Origin of the sequence: Clostridium algoriphilum (assembly GCF_020443705.1) — a bacterium.
Taxonomy (GTDB): Bacteria; Bacillota; Clostridia; order Clostridiales; family Clostridiaceae; genus Clostridium_AD; species Clostridium_AD algoriphilum.
Window position 1 is genome coordinate 184,530 of sequence record NZ_JAIZZK010000002.1, and the last position, 16,373, is coordinate 200,902.

Here is a 16,373-nt window from a genome sequence, read left to right on the forward strand (position 1 = left end):
ACTATTAACTTAGTTTATACTTTGTGTTTTTTATGTTTTATCTTCTATTATTTAAATTATTTATAAACTTCTTTAGGTTTTTTTTTCGTCTCATTTTTTTGCGATTTGATCTTATAATGAGAAATAATATTATTAAGATTATTGTAACATATTTTAATATGTTTATTAAGAGTGGAAGATTAATAAATTTTTTCGAAAATTGATTAGGAAGAGGTGAGGTCTTTTTAGCATAATTTTTTCCACTAGTTAAGTTTAGGTTGTAAGAATCTTTACCTAAAGTAACTTTAGCTTTACTTATTAACTCGCCTTTCTTAACCGTAGATAGGTTTGTTTTCTCTTGCTCAGTTTTAACATCTGGTGTTATTGTTGAATTCTTAGGTTTAATAACATATAAATTTTTTGAGGCAAGCAATGGAAGCACTGTACCATCTTTTAGTTTTAATTTTGATACAATGTCACTCTTATTAAACTGCTTAGATAATTCAAAATTATTAAATCCATAATCTAATAGTTTTCTACTGTCAGGGAAAAAAGTTTTTTTAGAGTCATGTACAAGGGCTACTATAAGTTTTTGACCATTTCTATTAGCTACAGCAATATAAGAGTGCTGTGATTGGATAGTATAGCCTGTCTTTCCACCTTCACAACCGTCATAATAATATTGATCGTTCTTTTGTATGAGTCTATTCTCATTCCATAAAGGACGTTGCACTTTTGATTTATTTGTTGCAGCCATAGTATGTGAAGGAGTTGTTGATAGATCATTATACTCTGGGTGTTTAGTAAGCTCTTGCATAATAAGAGATAAGTCATAGGCTGAAGTTTTATGTTTTGCATCATAAAGTCCATTTGGATTAACAAAATTAGTGCTTTTACAACCTAGCGAATCTGCCTTTTCATTCATTTGTTCTACAAAATTTGCTTCTGAACCACCTGTATGTTCTGCTAAGGCTACTGCACAGTCATTAGCGGATGCTAATATCAAGCCATATAACAATTCTTTTACAGAAATCTTTTCACCTTCAACGAGATATATTTTTGAACCATCAGCCAGCGATGCTTTTTTACTTACTGTTACTACATCATTCAAATGTCCCTTCTCTAAGACTAAAAGTATTGTCATTATTTTAGTAGTGGAAGCTGGAGGGTAAGCAGAATCTTTATTTTTTTCATAAAGCAGTTTACCAGTAGTGGCATCTAATAAAACCACACTATCAGCAGATACATCTGGTGGGGTTACTAGTGCTTTAGCTGCTGAAGATCCATTGAAAAGTAATAAAAGTGATGTAATTAATATTGTGAATAACTTTTTCATAGGTTGCCTCCCAGTTTTTCAATATTTATAGTATATCAAAAAAAACCTTTGTTTGCGATAGTATTCATGCAAAGTTGTCAATAATTCTATATGTAAGGGAAAATTAGGTAGGAGTATTTTGTAATCGTAGAGGTTGACGAGGAGGATTTATGAAGAATAAAGAGAAAATAATAGGATCTTTGGTTATTTTGTTTATAAGCATTACATTTATAGTTGCTGGTTACATAATGTCTAGTCCAAAAGAAAATGTTAATGCTACAGATTATAAAGATATATTTGTAGAAGCAGATAAAACTACAAAAACAAAAGACAACGGGGGGGCTATAGCAACTGGATCAAATAAAGAAGAGAGCACTACTAAAGTAGCAAGTGGTAGTGCAAAAGTTGCAGATAACAGCATTAAAGTAGAGGATAGTAATATTAAAGTGGATATAAAAGGGGCTGTAAAAGATCCTGGTGTTTATGAAATAGAAAAGGGAAGTAGAGTAACCGATCTTATAAAACTAGCAGGTGGAGGAACTAAAGATGCTGATCTTGATGCGACAAATCTGTCCTCGAAACTAAATGATGAAGATTGCATTATTATATCTAAAAAGGGTGAGGCAGCAAAACAACAACCTCTTCAGAGTACTATTTCTCAGAGCAATGTACCTAAGAGTACTACTAATAATTCTGCAGTTTCAAGCTCAAGTGGTAAAGAAATAGATACTATTATTGATATAAACACTGCTAGTAAAGAAGAACTAAAGACTCTTACAGGTATAGGCGATGCCAAAGCTGATGTTATAATTGAATATAGAGAACAAAACGGAGGGTTTAAGTCTGTAGAGGAATTAACAAAAGTGGGAGGTATAGGGGAAAAAACCTTAAGCAAGTTTGTAGATAAGATTGATATAAAATAATAAATATAAAATTAATTGGAAAAATTGTATCATTATATGATTTTAGGATACAATATACAAATGATGAAGTATAGTTAATAGTATGAAGGTTAGGATTAAACAATTCGACAAAATTATGCATATTGCTATTGAATATCGCAGTAAAACATGCTATAATAATTGTAAATGGGGTAGACGGGTAATGGAATACCTGTTTATTTGAAAATTAAAACCATGGTAAATAATTTTAGTTCATATATTTTACCGAAAATTAAATAGACATATTGCGGCTTAGATACATAGTTTTATGATATCTGAGCCGCTTTTTATTTTAAATAATAAAAAAGAGCATTTAGCTCTTTTTTAATTTCCTTCAATAAAATCTATTCCACTACTCTCAATTTTATAATTCCCTCTAATCGCTTGTTTTGTTATAAACTTCTTCTTCATTAAAGATTCAAGAGAAGATTTTAATAATCTAATATCACCTTTCCCATTACCTAAATTAACCGAAAGTTTAATTTTCGCTATGCTTTGTGGGGATGATGTTCTATTTTCATAAAGATATTTTATTATGTTAGCTTCAACTTCCACTATGTTATCTTTCATAAGTATCCTCCTTCATTGGTATATTTCATTATGATTGTATAGTTTACTCTAGTATATAAGTATACTACATGAATTAGGGAATAAAAAGAGAAACAAATGAACTTGGATATATTAAGGGATATGTGGGCCTTATATGAAGAAAAATCTAACGTTATTTTTTAGGATGAAATTTGTTGAAAAAAAATATAAAAGAGAATTAAAAGTCTGACAATAACTAAATAAAAGAATATTCAAATTATTCTAAATGTGATATAATAATCCTATAAAAGGAGGATGGAAAAAATAACTATAACTAGATGTAAAGTCAATAAGCAAAACTAAATCATTATGTATAGGTTTAAATAATATTAAATTACTGTTAAGTTTTAAATGATATATTTCTAATATATAATTATGAACAACATTTAAATAAATAATAAGGGGTGGAATATGGAAGAGTATAGGGGTTACGTGATAGAAGTAATAGAAAATGATGAAAAAGAATATCCATATAAAGCGATAGCAAGAAAAGAGGGAGAGCAGATAAAACATAAGGGGCATAGTAAACTGCAAGCCGTTGATTTTGTTAAAGGAACCATTAATTTAGCAATAGCTCGGACTTGTAAACAATAAACCGAAGGCACTGCCACATTCCCAAAGTATTTTAAAGAAAAGTATTGCATATTAATAATATGTATGTTATTCTAAATGAGTTGGGATTGCAAAATCAACAACAACAAGATTTGATATGATTAAAACATTACCTTTTTAGGCATATAAAGTAAATCAGATCTTAAATCTTAATATAAATAAAAAGGAGAAATGTTTAAATGACAGACAAGACTATTGTATGTAAAGATTGTTCACAAGAATTCGTATTCACTGAGGGTGAACAAGAATTTTATAAAGAAAAAGGATTTGAAAATGAACCACAAAGATGTCCTGATTGTAGAAGAGCTAAAAAACAACAGAACAACAGAGGATTTCAAAGATAGTATTATCTAGAAAACTTACCTATAGGAATTAATTCCTATAGGTTTTATTTCGTTCAAAATTATTTCGTAGTTTAAATATGTATGGTATATTATATTATGGATAAAACATGAAATAAAATAACAAGCCATTATATTTAAGTTAAAGGAGTGATTTGAAATTGAAGAATATAAAGTTTAGTAAAGCTAATTTAGATAGGATTAAGTTGCAAAATGTTAATTCTAACAAAAATTATAAAGATAATGGGGTAATCGCCAAAACGCAACACGTTCATGGGGGAACCTACCAAGGTGAAAAAATAGAAGGCAAAAAACATGGCGAGGGGACTTTTATTTATACTGATGGAAGTAAATATATAGGTCTTTGGGAAAATAATAAAATGAATGGTCAAGGAACGCTTACTTTTTCCGGTGGTGAAAAATATGTAGGCGAATGGATGAATGATGAAAAACATGGATATGGTATATATACTTGGCCGGATGGTGAAAAGTATATAGGAGTTTGGGTAAATGGTGAGAAATGTGGTCAAGGGATTTGTACATGGCCAGATGGAGACACATATGTAGGTACTTTTAAAAATGGACTTAGACATGGGGAAGGTATTCATACTTACTCTGGAGGAGAAAAATATATAGGACAGTGGCAGAATGATGAAAGAGAAGGTCAAGGGATCTATATCTATTCTGATGGGGAAATTGAAATGGGAGAGTCTAAAAACAATAAATTAGTAAAATAAGGTATTTTAAATTCAGTTATTTATTTATGACAAATATGAGTTGGAACATTTTTATACAAAGCACAATATTATATATCAACAAAAGAAGTATAACCATTAGAAACTTATGAAAAACGACTTAAAATATAAAATATTTGCCTTTAGAGAGGGGGGGAATATGTATGGGTTGTTGGTGGATATTATTATTATTACTTGTTGATGATAATAATTGTGGTTGCAATAATTGTGGTAACAATCGTTGTGGAAATGATAATTGTTCTTGCGACAATTTGATTATAAATGTAAGAAAGAAACATCATAAGAAAAAACGTAATATATGTGGTTGCTAAAATATGTTAATGCGATTTAAACTTAGTATAAAATATTAAACTAAGTAATTTAAATTGCGGAGACTTTAGCTTTTTTTGCTGAAGTCTCCTATTTGGTATACAAATAATATATTGGATATATAATTATAGATACACTGATTAACTTAAATATTTATTGGCTAAAATAAAGTTATTGGGGTATGAAAATGTTTGAAAATATATTTGAAACAACGTTTTATATGTAAAAAAAATACAATGCATAAGAAAACGAGAATATAGAACAAATTGATATGTTCTATATAGTAAATAAATTTTCAAGCTGAATAGTTAATTATGGCGAGACCTTTAGTTTATTATGCAATAACAATATTTATAGGATGTCTTACTTGTTTAATGTTATTAAACAATCCTGTTTTGGGTGCAGTTTTAGCTGCATCTTTTTTAGCTATAATGTATTTCACTATAGACAGAAAGTTTTTATACATAGTAATTTGTTTCTTTGTTATGGGGATTATAAATTATTATTCCTATTTCAATATTAATTTACCGAATGAACAAGAGCTTAAAGTAAGAATTTCAGATAAAAGTACATACTATTGCACTGCAAAAGCTGGTAATAAAAAAATAGTTCTGGAAGGCAATATATTTGAACTAGAGCAAGGTAGGATTGTAACGCTTCAAGGTAATTTTAAAAAACTAGCAGAGTATGATAGAGGGGTAGTTGGAAGATATACAGTCAAAAATTACAAAATGGCCAATGAAGATATATTATCTAAGATTGAGAGCTTTAGAAAAGGATTATATAAAAAATTTTTAGGTATATTGGGAGAAGAAAAAGCTGCAATAGTCATGGCTGTATGTTTTGGAGACAGTGCATACATAGAAAAAACGCAAAAGGAAGATTTTAAAAAACTAGGTATAAGTCATGTTATAAGTGTATCTGGACTACACATGTCAGTAGTATATAAAGCTCTAGAAATGGTTATCGGGTATAAAATTGCAATATTAGTTTCTTTTGTTTATATGATATTTACAGGAGGGAAGGCATCTACTATAAGAGCATTTATAATGATATTTATACTGAAAATATCGAGTAAAGTTTATAAAAAATATGATAGTTTATCATCTCTTAGTTTAGCTGCAATTATATTATTAATAATTAGACCATTTTCTATTCTCGATATGGGATTTATGCTATCATTTCTTTGTGTGTTTGGAATTGTAGCTTATAATAAGAAAATGAAAAAGGTTCTATATAAATTACCTGCTAAAATAAATGAATCTTTTAGCTTAAGCTTAAGCTCTCAAATTTTCTCTATGCCTTATGCTGTTGTTGCCCTAAAAACATTTAGTTTAGGATTTTTATTTAGTAATTTATTGCTATTGCCATTTTACACAGTAGTTGTAGTGCTAGGTAATATAGGACTTGTGTGTAGCGCATTTCATCAAATATTTAACTTGATAAATTATGGAGTATTTACTGTTTTAACAATTATCGAGGCTATTCAAAAAGTACTTGGAAATTTATTGCCAGAAATGATTTATTTTTCTTATATAGAGAGTCTAGTTGTATTTGGACTATATGTATGTTATGTTGGAATTAAAAAAGGGTATGGGCAATTTAAGTATGTACCATTTTGTATTATTTTTGTTATAGCATTTCAGAATTATAAGGTTTTTCCTGAAATTAGTTATATAAATGCAAATAAAAATAATACAGTCTTAGTTCAATATAGAAAAACTACAATTGCAGTTACTACAGGTAATGTTAATGTGAACGACATAAAGGTGCCTGTAAAAATAGATAGAGTATTTCAGGGTTACAAGGGAGATTCAGTTATGAAGCTAACAGACAAATATAGTATTAGGCTTATTAGTCGTGGCAAAAAAATAGAAGCTCAAGTGTGTTTTTCACAAAAAATAATTGAGCAACAAAATATATCGGTATATAATAATGAAATCGAAGAAATTTTACCATACAAAGACATTGTAAAACTAAAAAACGATGAAACATATGTGCCTTCAGGCACAATTATAAATAAGTATATAATTATAGGAGATAAAATTTTAAAATTTACACGGGGGTTGGAGGAAATACTTTGATTAACTATGCAGAGCTTGAAAAAAAGATAAAAAAACATGAACTAGATAATTGCTACATCTTTTGCGGTCCTGATGAACAATTAATAAAGGATCATGTTAAATTTATAACTGATAATGTATTAGATAAAAAATTTATGGATTTAAATTATTTAAAATTTGATGGTAGTAAAACTGAGTTTGAGACAATTAGTGATGCTTGCGAAACCATGCCTTTCATGAGTGATAAAAAGGTAGTGGTTGTATATAGAGCATCATTTTTAGATGATAGTTCCGGAAATAAAAAAACAGGTGACTTAAAAAGTAAAAATATTATATTATTAAATGAATATTTAAAGAATCCGTCACCAAATTGTATTTTAATTATATATTATACGTTTTTAACTGATAGGGAAAAACCAAGCAATAAAATTAAAAAACTTGATAAAAAGGCATGTGTAATAAAAGTTGATAAATTAAGAGGGGATTCTCTTGCGAAAACGTGCAGGAGTTTATTTGAAGATGCTGGAGCAAAAATTGGAAAAGTGGAACTTACTTTATTTTGTGCTAATGTAGACAATAATATGAATATCATATTAAATGAAGTAGAAAAATTGGTTTCATTTACAGATGGAAGAGATATTACAAAAGAGGACATTCTGCAAATGATGCCTCAAAAAAGTGAAAGTGATATATTCAATTTAGTTGATTATTTGTCTCAGAAAAATATAAAGAAAGCTTTAGATATTTTGAATGAACTTATATTTAAAGGAGAGAAGATTCCCCTTATATTGTTTATGATAGGACGGCAATTTAATCTTTTGTTTAATCTTAAATTAGGTATTGATAGTGGGAAATCGAAAGAAGTATTATCTAATGAATTAAGGCTTCATCCATACATTTGTGAAAAAATGATTTCGCAGAGTATGAAATTTACTTTAAAAGCATTAAAAAGAAATATAGAGTTATGTGTTGATACAGAGAAAATTTTAAAAAGTACATCTACTGACGATAAAATAAATATTGAAGTATTTATGATAAAAACAGTTATGTAGAAAAGGTTTATGCAGCATATATTTAATTCATAAGGGAAGGAACAAAAAAAAACCGGTGTAAATCACCGGTTTTTTATTATGCAGTTAAACTTAGAGCGTTTAATTTCGCTGCTAGTCTTGATTTTCTTCTTGCTGCCTTGTTAATGTGAAGTATTCCTTTTGTTACAGCCATATCTAAAGCTTTAACAACACTTGCATATGTAACCGTAGCATCTTCAACATTGCCAGTAACGACAGCTGTTTCAAATTTCTTTACCTTAGTTTTTAAAGCAGATTTGATCATTGTATTTCTTTCTGTCTTAACTGCAGTAATTTTAATTCTTTTTTTTGCTGATTTAATATTTGCCATTCATTTTCACCCCCCTTTGTATTTAATAACGTGTCAGCAGTTTTGGGGAAAACTGCATACGAATCTTTTTAATTAGTCAACTGATATTATAGCATTAATATTTAAGTACTTCAAGTGATATTTAATTTATATAAATATATTTTATTACTAAATGTATTTTAAAGGAGTTAAAATTGTGAAAAAAACTATTTTTACAAGAATAGGAAAGGATTATTAGGAAAAGATAATATTAAAAATGTAGTTGAGGTGAAGTTATGATAAATGTAAGAACAGATCTAGCAGTTGAAGCTAAAGAAATATACAAGGCAGAAAACAATGGTGAGATGCCAGGTGTTGAAGTAGAGGAGTCTAATGAGGGTGATATTAAAATTACTAACGTAAAAATAGTAAGCGATATTGGAGAAAAAATGATGGGAAAACCAAAAGGTACATATATAACTATTGATATCCCAGAATTTGTTCACTATGATGGTGATGCTATGGATAGAGTGAGTGTTGTAATGGGTAAGGTTCTCGCGCCACTTATAAAATTAGATGATAGTATGACGGCTTTAGTGGTTGGACTAGGTAATTGGAATGTTACTCCTGATGCTGTTGGACCAAAAGTCGTTTCCAAAATAATGGTGACTAGGCATTTAAAACAATTAGTACCAGACTCTATCGATGAAGGAATAAGACCAGTATGCGCCATATCACCTGGAGTTCTAGGAATAACAGGCATGGAAACTGGTGAAATAATTCGCGGTATAGTTGAAAGGATAAAACCAAATTTAGTGATATGTATTGATGCATTAGCTTCAAGAAAAATGGATAGGGTGAATAGAACTATACAGATAGGGACTTCTGGAATTTCTCCTGGAGCGGGAATTGGAAATAGGAGGATGGAGATAAGTGAAAAGACTTTAGGGGTACCAGTAATTGCTATTGGAATTCCAACAGTAGTTGATGCTGCAACTCTAGCCAATGATACCATTGATCTAGTACTTGATGAGATGATTAAATCAGCAAGTGAGGGAAAAGAATTTTATAATATGTTAAAGTCGATTGATAAGGTGGAAAAGCAACAAATGATAGCTGAGGTTTTGAATCCATATGTTGGAAATCTTGTAGTTACACCAAAGGAAATCGATATGGTTATAAATTCTGTTTCCAAAATAATTGCTAATGGCATCAATATTGCATTACAGCCGGCGTTAGATTTAGATGATATAAATAAGTATTTGAACTAGTAATATCATTGCAACTTTCCTCATATGTATTGTATAAGGTAGCTTAAAAAAAGACTAGCATAGGATTAGTTGTTTTTTAGATGCTCAAGCAGGGGGGATAAAAATGAGTTACAAAGGTATAAAACATGAAGGTAAAAATAAAAGTATTTTAAATAAAAAAATCAACTTTTTAGAATGTGCTCTTAAGAAAAACAGTAATGTGAGAATATTTTTTAGTATCCTCACATTACTCATTATTTTTTTTATAGGCCTCATTTTACCTAGAAGTGCAAAGGCAAACAGTGAAGGGAATTATACAAATCACTTTTATGTTAATGCTATCAATAACGCATTATCTGTAATTAAATCTTCAAGCACAAAGCAGCAGGATAACAGTGAAAATAGTACTGACTTAGTAGCTCTATCTTTTTTAGGCGTTGATATATTAAATCCAATATCAATAGTTGTAAAAGAAATTGCATATTTGGATAAAAGTGAAACTAGCACTGATATAAGTAATTCAGAAACATTTAGTATTAACCCCTTTAACTTAGATGACAAGCAGGTAAGTAAGTCTGATGTAAAAGCAACGAACGTAGTGGCAAACTTATATAACCCTTCTTTGAAAACAACTTTAAATAACGCTAAGCCACGAGTGCTTATATACCATTCTCATACCTCAGAAGCTTATGCTACTTCGGATAATGATCTATCAAAAACGGAAGCTAGTTTAGATAAAACAAGAAATGTATGCGCTGTAGGAGACGTAATGGCTGATGAATTAGAAAAAAAATATGGAATATCAGTTATACACGATAAGAATGTGAATGATACAGGCAATTATAATAGGGCATATAAAAAATCTGGAGTTACATTGGACAAGTATTTAAAGGTATATGAAAAATTTGACTTAATTATAGATTTACATAGAGATAGTGTAGAAAATAAGAATTCGGTAACTACTAAGATAAACGGATCAAATGTTGCAAAATTTATGTTTGTAGTAACAGATAAAAATCCTAAATATGATAAGCAGAAGAAGTTAATAAATTCAATGATTGCAATATCAAACAAATTATATCCGGGTCTTGTACGTGGTAATCCAATTTATGTTTACCACTGGGGTATGGGTTTTTATAACCAAAATAGAAGTGATAATGCACTGCTAATTGAAGTAGGAACATATACAAATACTGTGCAAGAAGTAAAAAACACTGGTAAATATTTATCAAGGGTCATTGCAGAACAATTAAATGGCAAAAAATGAATATTTTGAATTTAAAAAGTGCATCCTTATTAAGGAGAAGATAATGATTAGTGTTGTTATCCATTAAAAGAACTGTAAGGGGGCACCTTTTATGCGTAAAAGAGGTAGAATTAAATACCTTCTAGTTATTAGTATTTGTTTGTCCGTGTTCATATATGGATTTATTCTGATAAATATTAATAAGGCTGAACTTGTGAAAAAAAAGTCCAAATTTATAATTAATTTAAAATTAAACCCTATTGATTTTAGGATAGAAACTAATAGTTATGTTTTTTATGTAAATGATAAAATTATTTATAACATGAAAGAAAAATGTATTGATACATTTAATGGGATTTTTCTGAAATAATATAAAATTAACTCAATGCATAAAAGAAAGTGCCATGTAAAATCATAATGCATTGACAAAACTAGATATATTTATGATATAATTTAAGTTGATTTATAAAAACTGATATAATTAGGGTAAGACATATTTAAGTCAGCTAAAAAATGATTTAGTTCATATAGAATAATGGGGGTAAAATCAATGCAGATCAATAGACAAAAATACATAAGAAACTTTTCGATAGTTGCACATATTGATCACGGCAAGTCTACGCTTGCAGACAGACTATTAGAGAAGACAGGTACTTTAACTAAAAGGGAAATGGAAGAACAAGTACTTGATAATATGGACCTAGAAAGAGAAAGAGGAATTACTATAAAATCTCAACCAGCTAGGCTAGTTTATAAAAGAGAGAATGGAGAAGAGTATATATTCAATCTTATAGACACTCCAGGGCATGTAGATTTTAACTACGAAGTTTCAAGGAGTTTAGCTGCTTGCGAGGGTGCCGTGCTTGTAGTAGATGCATCACAAGGGATTCAAGCTCAGACTTTAGCAAATTGCTATCTAGCACTAGATAACAACCTTGATATTGCACCAGTTATAAATAAGATAGATCTTCCTAGTGCAAGGCCACAAGAGGTAATTCAGGAAATTGAGGATGTAATAGGCATTGAGGCTCAAGATGCTCCTCTAATTTCAGCTAAGACTGGACTTAATATAGAAGATGTATTAGAAACTGTTGTAAATAAAATATCTCCACCAAGTGGTGATGAAGAAGCTCCACTTAAAGCACTAATTTTTGATTCTTCATATGATAGCTATAAAGGTGTTGTATGTTATGTTAGAATTAAAGACGGCAAGGTTAGATCAGGAACAAAAATTAAGCTAATGAATACTAATAAGATATATGATGTTGTAGAAGTTGGAGTCTTTGTGCCAAATTATCTGACCGTACCTGAATTAAGTGCGGGGGATGTTGGATATATAACTGCTTCTATAAAAAATGTTAGGGATGCCCGCGTAGGTGATACCGTAACAGAAGCTACAAGACCTGCTCTAGAACCACTTAAGGGATATAAACCAGCCATTCCTATGGTGTTTAGTGGTATCTATCCTATAGATGGTGCTAGATATGGAGAATTAAAAGAGGCGTTAGAAAGACTTCAGTTAAATGATGCAGCCTTAGGGTTTGAACCAGAGACATCTATTGCTTTAGGTTTTGGATTTAGATGTGGATTCTTAGGTCTTCTTCATATGGAGATAATACAAGAAAGAATAGAAAGAGAATTTAATTTAGATATTATTACGACAGCTCCATCAGTTATATATAAAGTAATGAAAACTAGTGGAGAATTAATAGAAATAACGAATCCTACAAATCTTCCGGAGTCTACAGAAATTAGTTATATGGAAGAACCAATAGTTAAAGCCTCTATAATAACACCATCAGATTATTTAGGGTCAGTTATGGAGTTATGCCAACTAAAAAGAGGTATATATATTGATATGAAATATATAGAAACCACTAGAGTGGTTGTAAATTATGAATTACCTCTTAATGAAATAGTATACGACTTTTTCGATGCCTTAAAATCAAGAACAAAAGGTTATGCATCCTTTGATTATGAATTAAAGGGATATATCACTGCAAATCTTGTAAAATTAGATATTTTGCTTAAAGGAGAAAAAGTTGATGCTCTTTCTATGATTGTTCCCGAGGAGACAGCTTCCCATAGAGGTAGAGTTATGTGTGAAAAACTAAAAGAACATATACCGAGACAAATGTTTGAAATTCCAATACAAGCATCTATAAACGCAAAGGTAATTGCAAGAGAAACTGTAAAGGCACTTAGAAAAGATGTTTTAGCTAAATGCTATGGCGGAGATATTTCAAGAAAGAAAAAATTATTATCTAAACAAAAAGAAGGTAAAAAGAGAATGAGACAAGTTGGAAGCGTAGAAGTTCCACAAGAAGCATTTATGGCTATACTTAAAGTAGACTAGAAAAGGGTGAGGGTAAAATATGAAAAATGTGGCTTTATATATACATATCCCATTTTGCAAGCAGAAGTGTTTATATTGCGATTTTCCCTCATTTGCTGGTAAAGAGGATTGTATGCTTGATTATGCCGCAGCCTTAGCAAAAGAAATAAGTAGTATAAAAGATAAAAAAGTAAAAACTATATTTATAGGTGGGGGAACTCCCACCTATTTATCTTTAGCAGGCTGGGAGATAATAAAAAAAAGTATTAATAAATTAGATGTATGTAAAGATTTAGAGTTTACAGTTGAAGGAAATCCAGGAACATTCACAATAGAAAAATTAGAATTTTTAAAAAGAATGGGAGTAAATAGGCTTAGTATTGGTCTTCAAGCTTGGCAAGATTCTTTGCTTAAAGAACTGGGAAGAATACATACTATTGAAGATTTTAAGCAAAGTTTTAAGTTAGCTAGAAGTATAGGGTTTGATAACATAAATGTTGATTTAATGTTTGGACTACCGAGTCAAACGCTTAAGCAGTACCTTGAGACATTAAAAAATGTAATTGAGCTTAAACCAGAACATTTATCTTGTTATAGTTTAATAGTTGAAGATGGAACGGATTTTTATACAAAATTTGAAAAAGGAAATTTGAATCTCCCAGATGAAGAATTAGAAAGAACTATGTATGCAAGGACTATAGAATATTTAAAGGAAAATGGATATATTCAATATGAAATTTCAAACTTTGCGAAAAATAACAAAGTATGTAGGCATAATTTAGTGTATTGGGAAATGGATGAATATATTGGTTGTGGTTCTGCGTCTCATTCCTATAATGAAGGTTTTAGGTATAGAAATGAGGAAAATATAGAAAAATATATTGAAATGATGAATAATAAAGGTAATGCAACAGTGGAGAAAACAAAAAATTCCCTTCAAGATGATATGGAAGAGTTTATGTTCATGGGTCTTAGAAAGAATTCGGGCATAAGCAAAAGTGAATTCATGCGAAGGTTCAACAAAGATATGAGAAGTGTTTATAGCGAAGTAATAAATAAATATACAAAGACTGGTTTTATGAAAGAAGATACGGATAGCATATTTTTAACTTTCGAAGGCATTGAGGTATCTAACGTTATTATGGCAGAATTTCTTCTCTAAATTTATATGTTTTAAATAAGAAATTTCATGACTAAACAAAGTTTATACGAGAATTAGAGTAATATATAGTATGTGGAACCTAAGTTAGAATAACAGGTATAAAATGGCTATAGTGAAAAATGAAGGTTATTGACAAAATCAGTAGTAAATGATACCTTAAATACATACCCGTTAGCACTCAACGGTAGTGAGTGCTAATAAAAGAGGTGATATTATGGAAATGGATGAAAGAAAAATTAAGATACTTCAGGCTATAATTACAGATTATATTAATAATGGTGAGCCTGTAGGGTCCAGAACCATAGCCAAAAAGTATGATTTAGGTATTAGTTCAGCTACTATAAGAAATGAAATGTCAGACCTTGAAGAGATGGGATATATAGAACATCTACATACCTCATCAGGTAGAAAACCATCAGATAAGGGTTATAGATTATATGTTGATAGACTTATGGAACTTACAAAACTATCCACTGAGGAAGAGTATATGATCAAAAACCATCTTATTAATGTAGCTCTATACGAGGTTGATAAAATTGTTAAGCAAGCAACACAAATGCTTTCGCTTCTTACGAATCTTACATCTATAGTGAAGGCGCCCTCTGTTCAAAAGAGTTGTATTAAATATATTCAACTAGTGAATTTAGATGGTGCAAGTATTTTGTTTATAATTATTACTGATAGTGGTATCATAAAAAATAATGTTATCAAAATTAGTAGGCCTATTGGTAGTGCAGTTATAGAAAAACTTACCAATATACTCAATGTTAGATTAGGAAAGCTTACAATTCAGCAAATAAATTTGGAAGTTATTAATAATCTAAAAGGTGATTTAGCGGCTTACGGAGAAATTTTTGACGGCATTATTCCAGCTTTGTATGACAGTTTGTCTGGCGTTGAAGCTTCAGAAGTTTATATTCAGGGTGCTGCAAATATATTTAACTACCCAGAATATAACAACATCACTAAAGCACGAGAGTTCTTAGTTTTAGTAGATAATAAAGAAAGTATAAATAGTTTACTTGGAGCTAACGACATTAATGGTAATATTACAATTAAAATTGGTGGGGAGAATTTTGTTGAGTGTGCTCGCGAATGCAGTATTATAACGGCTGTCTATAGCGCATCGGGTATACCACTTGGATCTATCGGCGTTATAGGCCCAACAAGAATTCCTTATGGAAAAGTTATATCTGTATTAACTGAAATAGTTAAAGAATTAAATGATAATATAGCTCAAATTTATAATAATAATAGATAATGTTTAAATTAAAAGATTTACTTTGAGCCAGAAATGGAGGAATGATTGAGTGCATACAAACAATGACGAAATAATAGACGAAGAAACCGATAAAATGTCTGATGAGGATTTAAGTTCAGTAGACGAAAATACCGAAACACAAGGCAGTCAAGAAGAGAATGAGGGTATCATAGATAAAACACTAGAAGAAGCCGAAGTAATTGAAGAAGCTGAAATAGTAGAAAATCCTGAAATACTAGAAAATGAAGAGTTAGAAGGCAGTGAGTCAGAAGAACTTTTAGAAAGTGATAAAGAAAAAGATATGAAAAAAAATAAGAAAAAACTACAAGAAGAAAACGAGAAATTACAAGATGATGTGGATGCTATTAAAGACAAGTTTTTAAGAACAACTGCAGAATATGAAAACTTTAGAAAAAGAACTGCAAAAGAGAAACAAGGCATATACACAGATGCTTGTGCAGATGTTTTAAAAGAAGTTTTACCAGTGCTTGATAACTTAGAAAGAGCACTTTCTGCTGAAGGTTCTGGGGAAGAGCTAAGAACTGGTGTAGAGATGACAGTAAGATTATTTAATGTTGCATTTGAAAAACTAGGAGTGGAAGAATTAGCGTCAGATGGCGAATTTGACCCAAATCTTCATAATGCAGTAATGCACGTAGAAGATGAGAAGTATGGAGCTAATGAAATAGTGGAAGTATTCCAAAAGGGATATAAAAAAGAAAACAAAGTATTAAGACATAGTATGGTTAAAGTAGCTAATTAAATATAAAAAATATAAAAAATATAAAAAATATAAAAAATATAAAAAATATAAATATCATAACAATTATAATTGCTATGGTATAAAAGGAATATAG

At 29.9% G+C, this 16,373-nt stretch carries 17 protein-coding genes; 14 read left to right on the forward strand and 3 right to left on the reverse strand.

Annotated elements, in window-relative coordinates; genetic code table 11:
• Nucleotides 1-37: 37 nt before the first annotated feature.
• Nucleotides 38-1,315 carry a D-alanyl-D-alanine carboxypeptidase family protein gene (locus LGK95_RS03165; protein WP_226122138.1) on the reverse strand — a complete coding sequence of 426 codons (1,278 nt, stop codon included), beginning with the start codon at nucleotides 1,313-1,315 and terminating at the stop codon, nucleotides 38-40.
• Nucleotides 1,316-1,464: 149 nt separating this feature from the next.
• Between LGK95_RS03165 and LGK95_RS03170 the strand changes: the two genes are divergently transcribed.
• Nucleotides 1,465-2,217 carry a helix-hairpin-helix domain-containing protein gene (locus LGK95_RS03170; protein WP_226122141.1) on the forward strand — a complete coding sequence of 251 codons (753 nt, stop codon included), beginning with the start codon at nucleotides 1,465-1,467 and terminating at the stop codon, nucleotides 2,215-2,217.
• Nucleotides 2,218-2,559: 342 nt separating this feature from the next.
• On the opposite strand, the gene LGK95_RS03175 is transcribed toward LGK95_RS03170, so the two are convergent.
• Entirely contained in the window at nucleotides 2,560-2,805 is a 246-nt protein-coding gene (locus tag LGK95_RS03175) for a hypothetical protein (RefSeq protein WP_226122143.1), read from the reverse strand.
• Between the two features lie 429 nt (nucleotides 2,806-3,234).
• On the opposite strand from LGK95_RS03175, the gene LGK95_RS03180 reads away from it, so the two are divergent.
• From LGK95_RS03180 to holA, 6 genes are all read left to right on the forward strand, one after another.
• On the forward strand, nucleotides 3,235-3,417 hold the full coding sequence (locus LGK95_RS03180) for a hypothetical protein (protein WP_226122144.1): 183 nt from the start codon (nucleotides 3,235-3,237) through the stop codon (nucleotides 3,415-3,417).
• A 197-nt stretch (nucleotides 3,418-3,614) separates the two neighbouring features.
• Nucleotides 3,615-3,779: a zinc-ribbon domain-containing protein gene (locus LGK95_RS03185; protein WP_071613616.1), complete on the forward strand. Its 165-nt coding sequence runs from the start codon at nucleotides 3,615-3,617 to the stop codon at nucleotides 3,777-3,779.
• Nucleotides 3,780-3,937: 158 nt separating this feature from the next.
• Nucleotides 3,938-4,513 carry an MORN repeat-containing protein gene (locus LGK95_RS03190; protein ID WP_226122146.1) on the forward strand — a complete coding sequence of 192 codons (576 nt, stop codon included), beginning with the start codon at nucleotides 3,938-3,940 and terminating at the stop codon, nucleotides 4,511-4,513.
• A gap of 161 nt (nucleotides 4,514-4,674) precedes the next feature.
• Nucleotides 4,675-4,842, forward strand: coding sequence for a hypothetical protein (locus LGK95_RS03195; RefSeq protein WP_226122148.1), 168 nt, complete (start codon nucleotides 4,675-4,677; stop codon nucleotides 4,840-4,842).
• 312 nt (nucleotides 4,843-5,154) lie between these two features.
• Entirely contained in the window at nucleotides 5,155-6,924 is a 1,770-nt protein-coding gene (locus tag LGK95_RS03200; protein ID WP_226122150.1) for a ComEC/Rec2 family competence protein, read from the forward strand.
• Nucleotides 6,921-7,955: a DNA polymerase III subunit delta gene (gene holA, locus LGK95_RS03205; RefSeq protein ID WP_226122151.1), complete on the forward strand. Its 1,035-nt coding sequence runs from the start codon at nucleotides 6,921-6,923 to the stop codon at nucleotides 7,953-7,955. The genes LGK95_RS03200 and holA overlap by 4 nt, the downstream gene beginning before the upstream one ends.
• Before the next feature lie 76 nt (nucleotides 7,956-8,031).
• Here holA and rpsT read toward each other — a convergent pair whose 3' ends face one another.
• On the reverse strand, nucleotides 8,032-8,304 hold the full coding sequence (gene rpsT / locus LGK95_RS03210) for a 30S ribosomal protein S20 (RefSeq protein ID WP_226122152.1): 273 nt from the start codon (nucleotides 8,302-8,304) through the stop codon (nucleotides 8,032-8,034).
• Nucleotides 8,305-8,558: 254 nt separating this feature from the next.
• On the opposite strand from rpsT, the gene gpr reads away from it, so the two are divergent.
• The 7 genes from gpr to grpE all read left to right on the forward strand — a co-directional run bounded on the left by gpr (nucleotide 8,559) and on the right by grpE (nucleotide 16,279).
• Entirely contained in the window at nucleotides 8,559-9,533 is a 975-nt protein-coding gene (gene gpr, locus LGK95_RS03215) for a GPR endopeptidase (RefSeq protein ID WP_226122153.1), read from the forward strand.
• A 103-nt stretch (nucleotides 9,534-9,636) separates the two neighbouring features.
• Entirely contained in the window at nucleotides 9,637-10,779 is a 1,143-nt protein-coding gene (locus LGK95_RS03220; protein ID WP_226122154.1) for a stage II sporulation protein P, read from the forward strand.
• Nucleotides 10,780-10,870: 91 nt separating this feature from the next.
• Entirely contained in the window at nucleotides 10,871-11,128 is a 258-nt protein-coding gene (locus LGK95_RS03225) for a hypothetical protein (RefSeq protein WP_226122155.1), read from the forward strand.
• A 180-nt stretch (nucleotides 11,129-11,308) separates the two neighbouring features.
• Nucleotides 11,309-13,114: a translation elongation factor 4 gene (gene lepA / locus LGK95_RS03230; protein ID WP_226122162.1), complete on the forward strand. Its 1,806-nt coding sequence runs from the start codon at nucleotides 11,309-11,311 to the stop codon at nucleotides 13,112-13,114.
• Nucleotides 13,115-13,133: 19 nt separating this feature from the next.
• The gene (gene hemW / locus LGK95_RS03235) at nucleotides 13,134-14,255 is read left to right on the forward strand and encodes a radical SAM family heme chaperone HemW (protein ID WP_226122170.1); all 1,122 of its coding nucleotides are present in this window, start codon (nucleotides 13,134-13,136) and stop codon (nucleotides 14,253-14,255) included.
• 214 nt (nucleotides 14,256-14,469) lie between these two features.
• Nucleotides 14,470-15,516, forward strand: a complete 1,047-nt coding sequence (gene hrcA, locus LGK95_RS03240; protein ID WP_226122173.1) for a heat-inducible transcriptional repressor HrcA — start codon at nucleotides 14,470-14,472, stop codon at nucleotides 15,514-15,516.
• A 94-nt stretch (nucleotides 15,517-15,610) separates the two neighbouring features.
• Complete coding sequence (gene grpE / locus LGK95_RS03245) at nucleotides 15,611-16,279, forward strand: nucleotide exchange factor GrpE (RefSeq protein ID WP_226122309.1); 669 nt, start codon at nucleotides 15,611-15,613, stop codon at nucleotides 16,277-16,279.
• Nucleotides 16,280-16,373 lie beyond the last annotated feature (94 nt).

Bases quoted from the DNA above. Each gene is read 5' to 3' on its own strand.
- LGK95_RS03180 (WP_226122144.1), top strand. From the start codon at position 3,235: ATGGAAGAGTATAGGGGTTACGTGATAGAAGTAATAGAAAATGATGAA.
- LGK95_RS03185 (WP_071613616.1), top strand. From the start codon at position 3,615: ATGACAGACAAGACTATTGTATGTAAAGATTGTTCACAAGAATTCGTA.
- hemW (WP_226122170.1), top strand. From the start codon at position 13,134: ATGAAAAATGTGGCTTTATATATACATATCCCATTTTGCAAGCAGAAG.
- LGK95_RS03195 (WP_226122148.1), top strand. From the start codon at position 4,675: ATGGGTTGTTGGTGGATATTATTATTATTACTTGTTGATGATAATAAT.
- LGK95_RS03165 (WP_226122138.1), bottom strand. From the start codon at position 1,315: ATGAAAAAGTTATTCACAATATTAATTACATCACTTTTATTACTTTTC.
- lepA (WP_226122162.1), top strand. From the start codon at position 11,309: ATGCAGATCAATAGACAAAAATACATAAGAAACTTTTCGATAGTTGCA.
- LGK95_RS03225 (WP_226122155.1), top strand. From the start codon at position 10,871: ATGCGTAAAAGAGGTAGAATTAAATACCTTCTAGTTATTAGTATTTGT.
- rpsT (WP_226122152.1), bottom strand. From the start codon at position 8,304: ATGGCAAATATTAAATCAGCAAAAAAAAGAATTAAAATTACTGCAGTT.
- gpr (WP_226122153.1), top strand. From the start codon at position 8,559: ATGATAAATGTAAGAACAGATCTAGCAGTTGAAGCTAAAGAAATATAC.
- LGK95_RS03170 (WP_226122141.1), top strand. From the start codon at position 1,465: ATGAAGAATAAAGAGAAAATAATAGGATCTTTGGTTATTTTGTTTATA.
- LGK95_RS03175 (WP_226122143.1), bottom strand. From the start codon at position 2,805: ATGAAAGATAACATAGTGGAAGTTGAAGCTAACATAATAAAATATCTT.
- grpE (WP_226122309.1), top strand. From the start codon at position 15,611: ATGTCTGATGAGGATTTAAGTTCAGTAGACGAAAATACCGAAACACAA.
- LGK95_RS03200 (WP_226122150.1), top strand. From the start codon at position 5,155: ATGGCGAGACCTTTAGTTTATTATGCAATAACAATATTTATAGGATGT.
- LGK95_RS03220 (WP_226122154.1), top strand. From the start codon at position 9,637: ATGAGTTACAAAGGTATAAAACATGAAGGTAAAAATAAAAGTATTTTA.
- hrcA (WP_226122173.1), top strand. From the start codon at position 14,470: ATGGAAATGGATGAAAGAAAAATTAAGATACTTCAGGCTATAATTACA.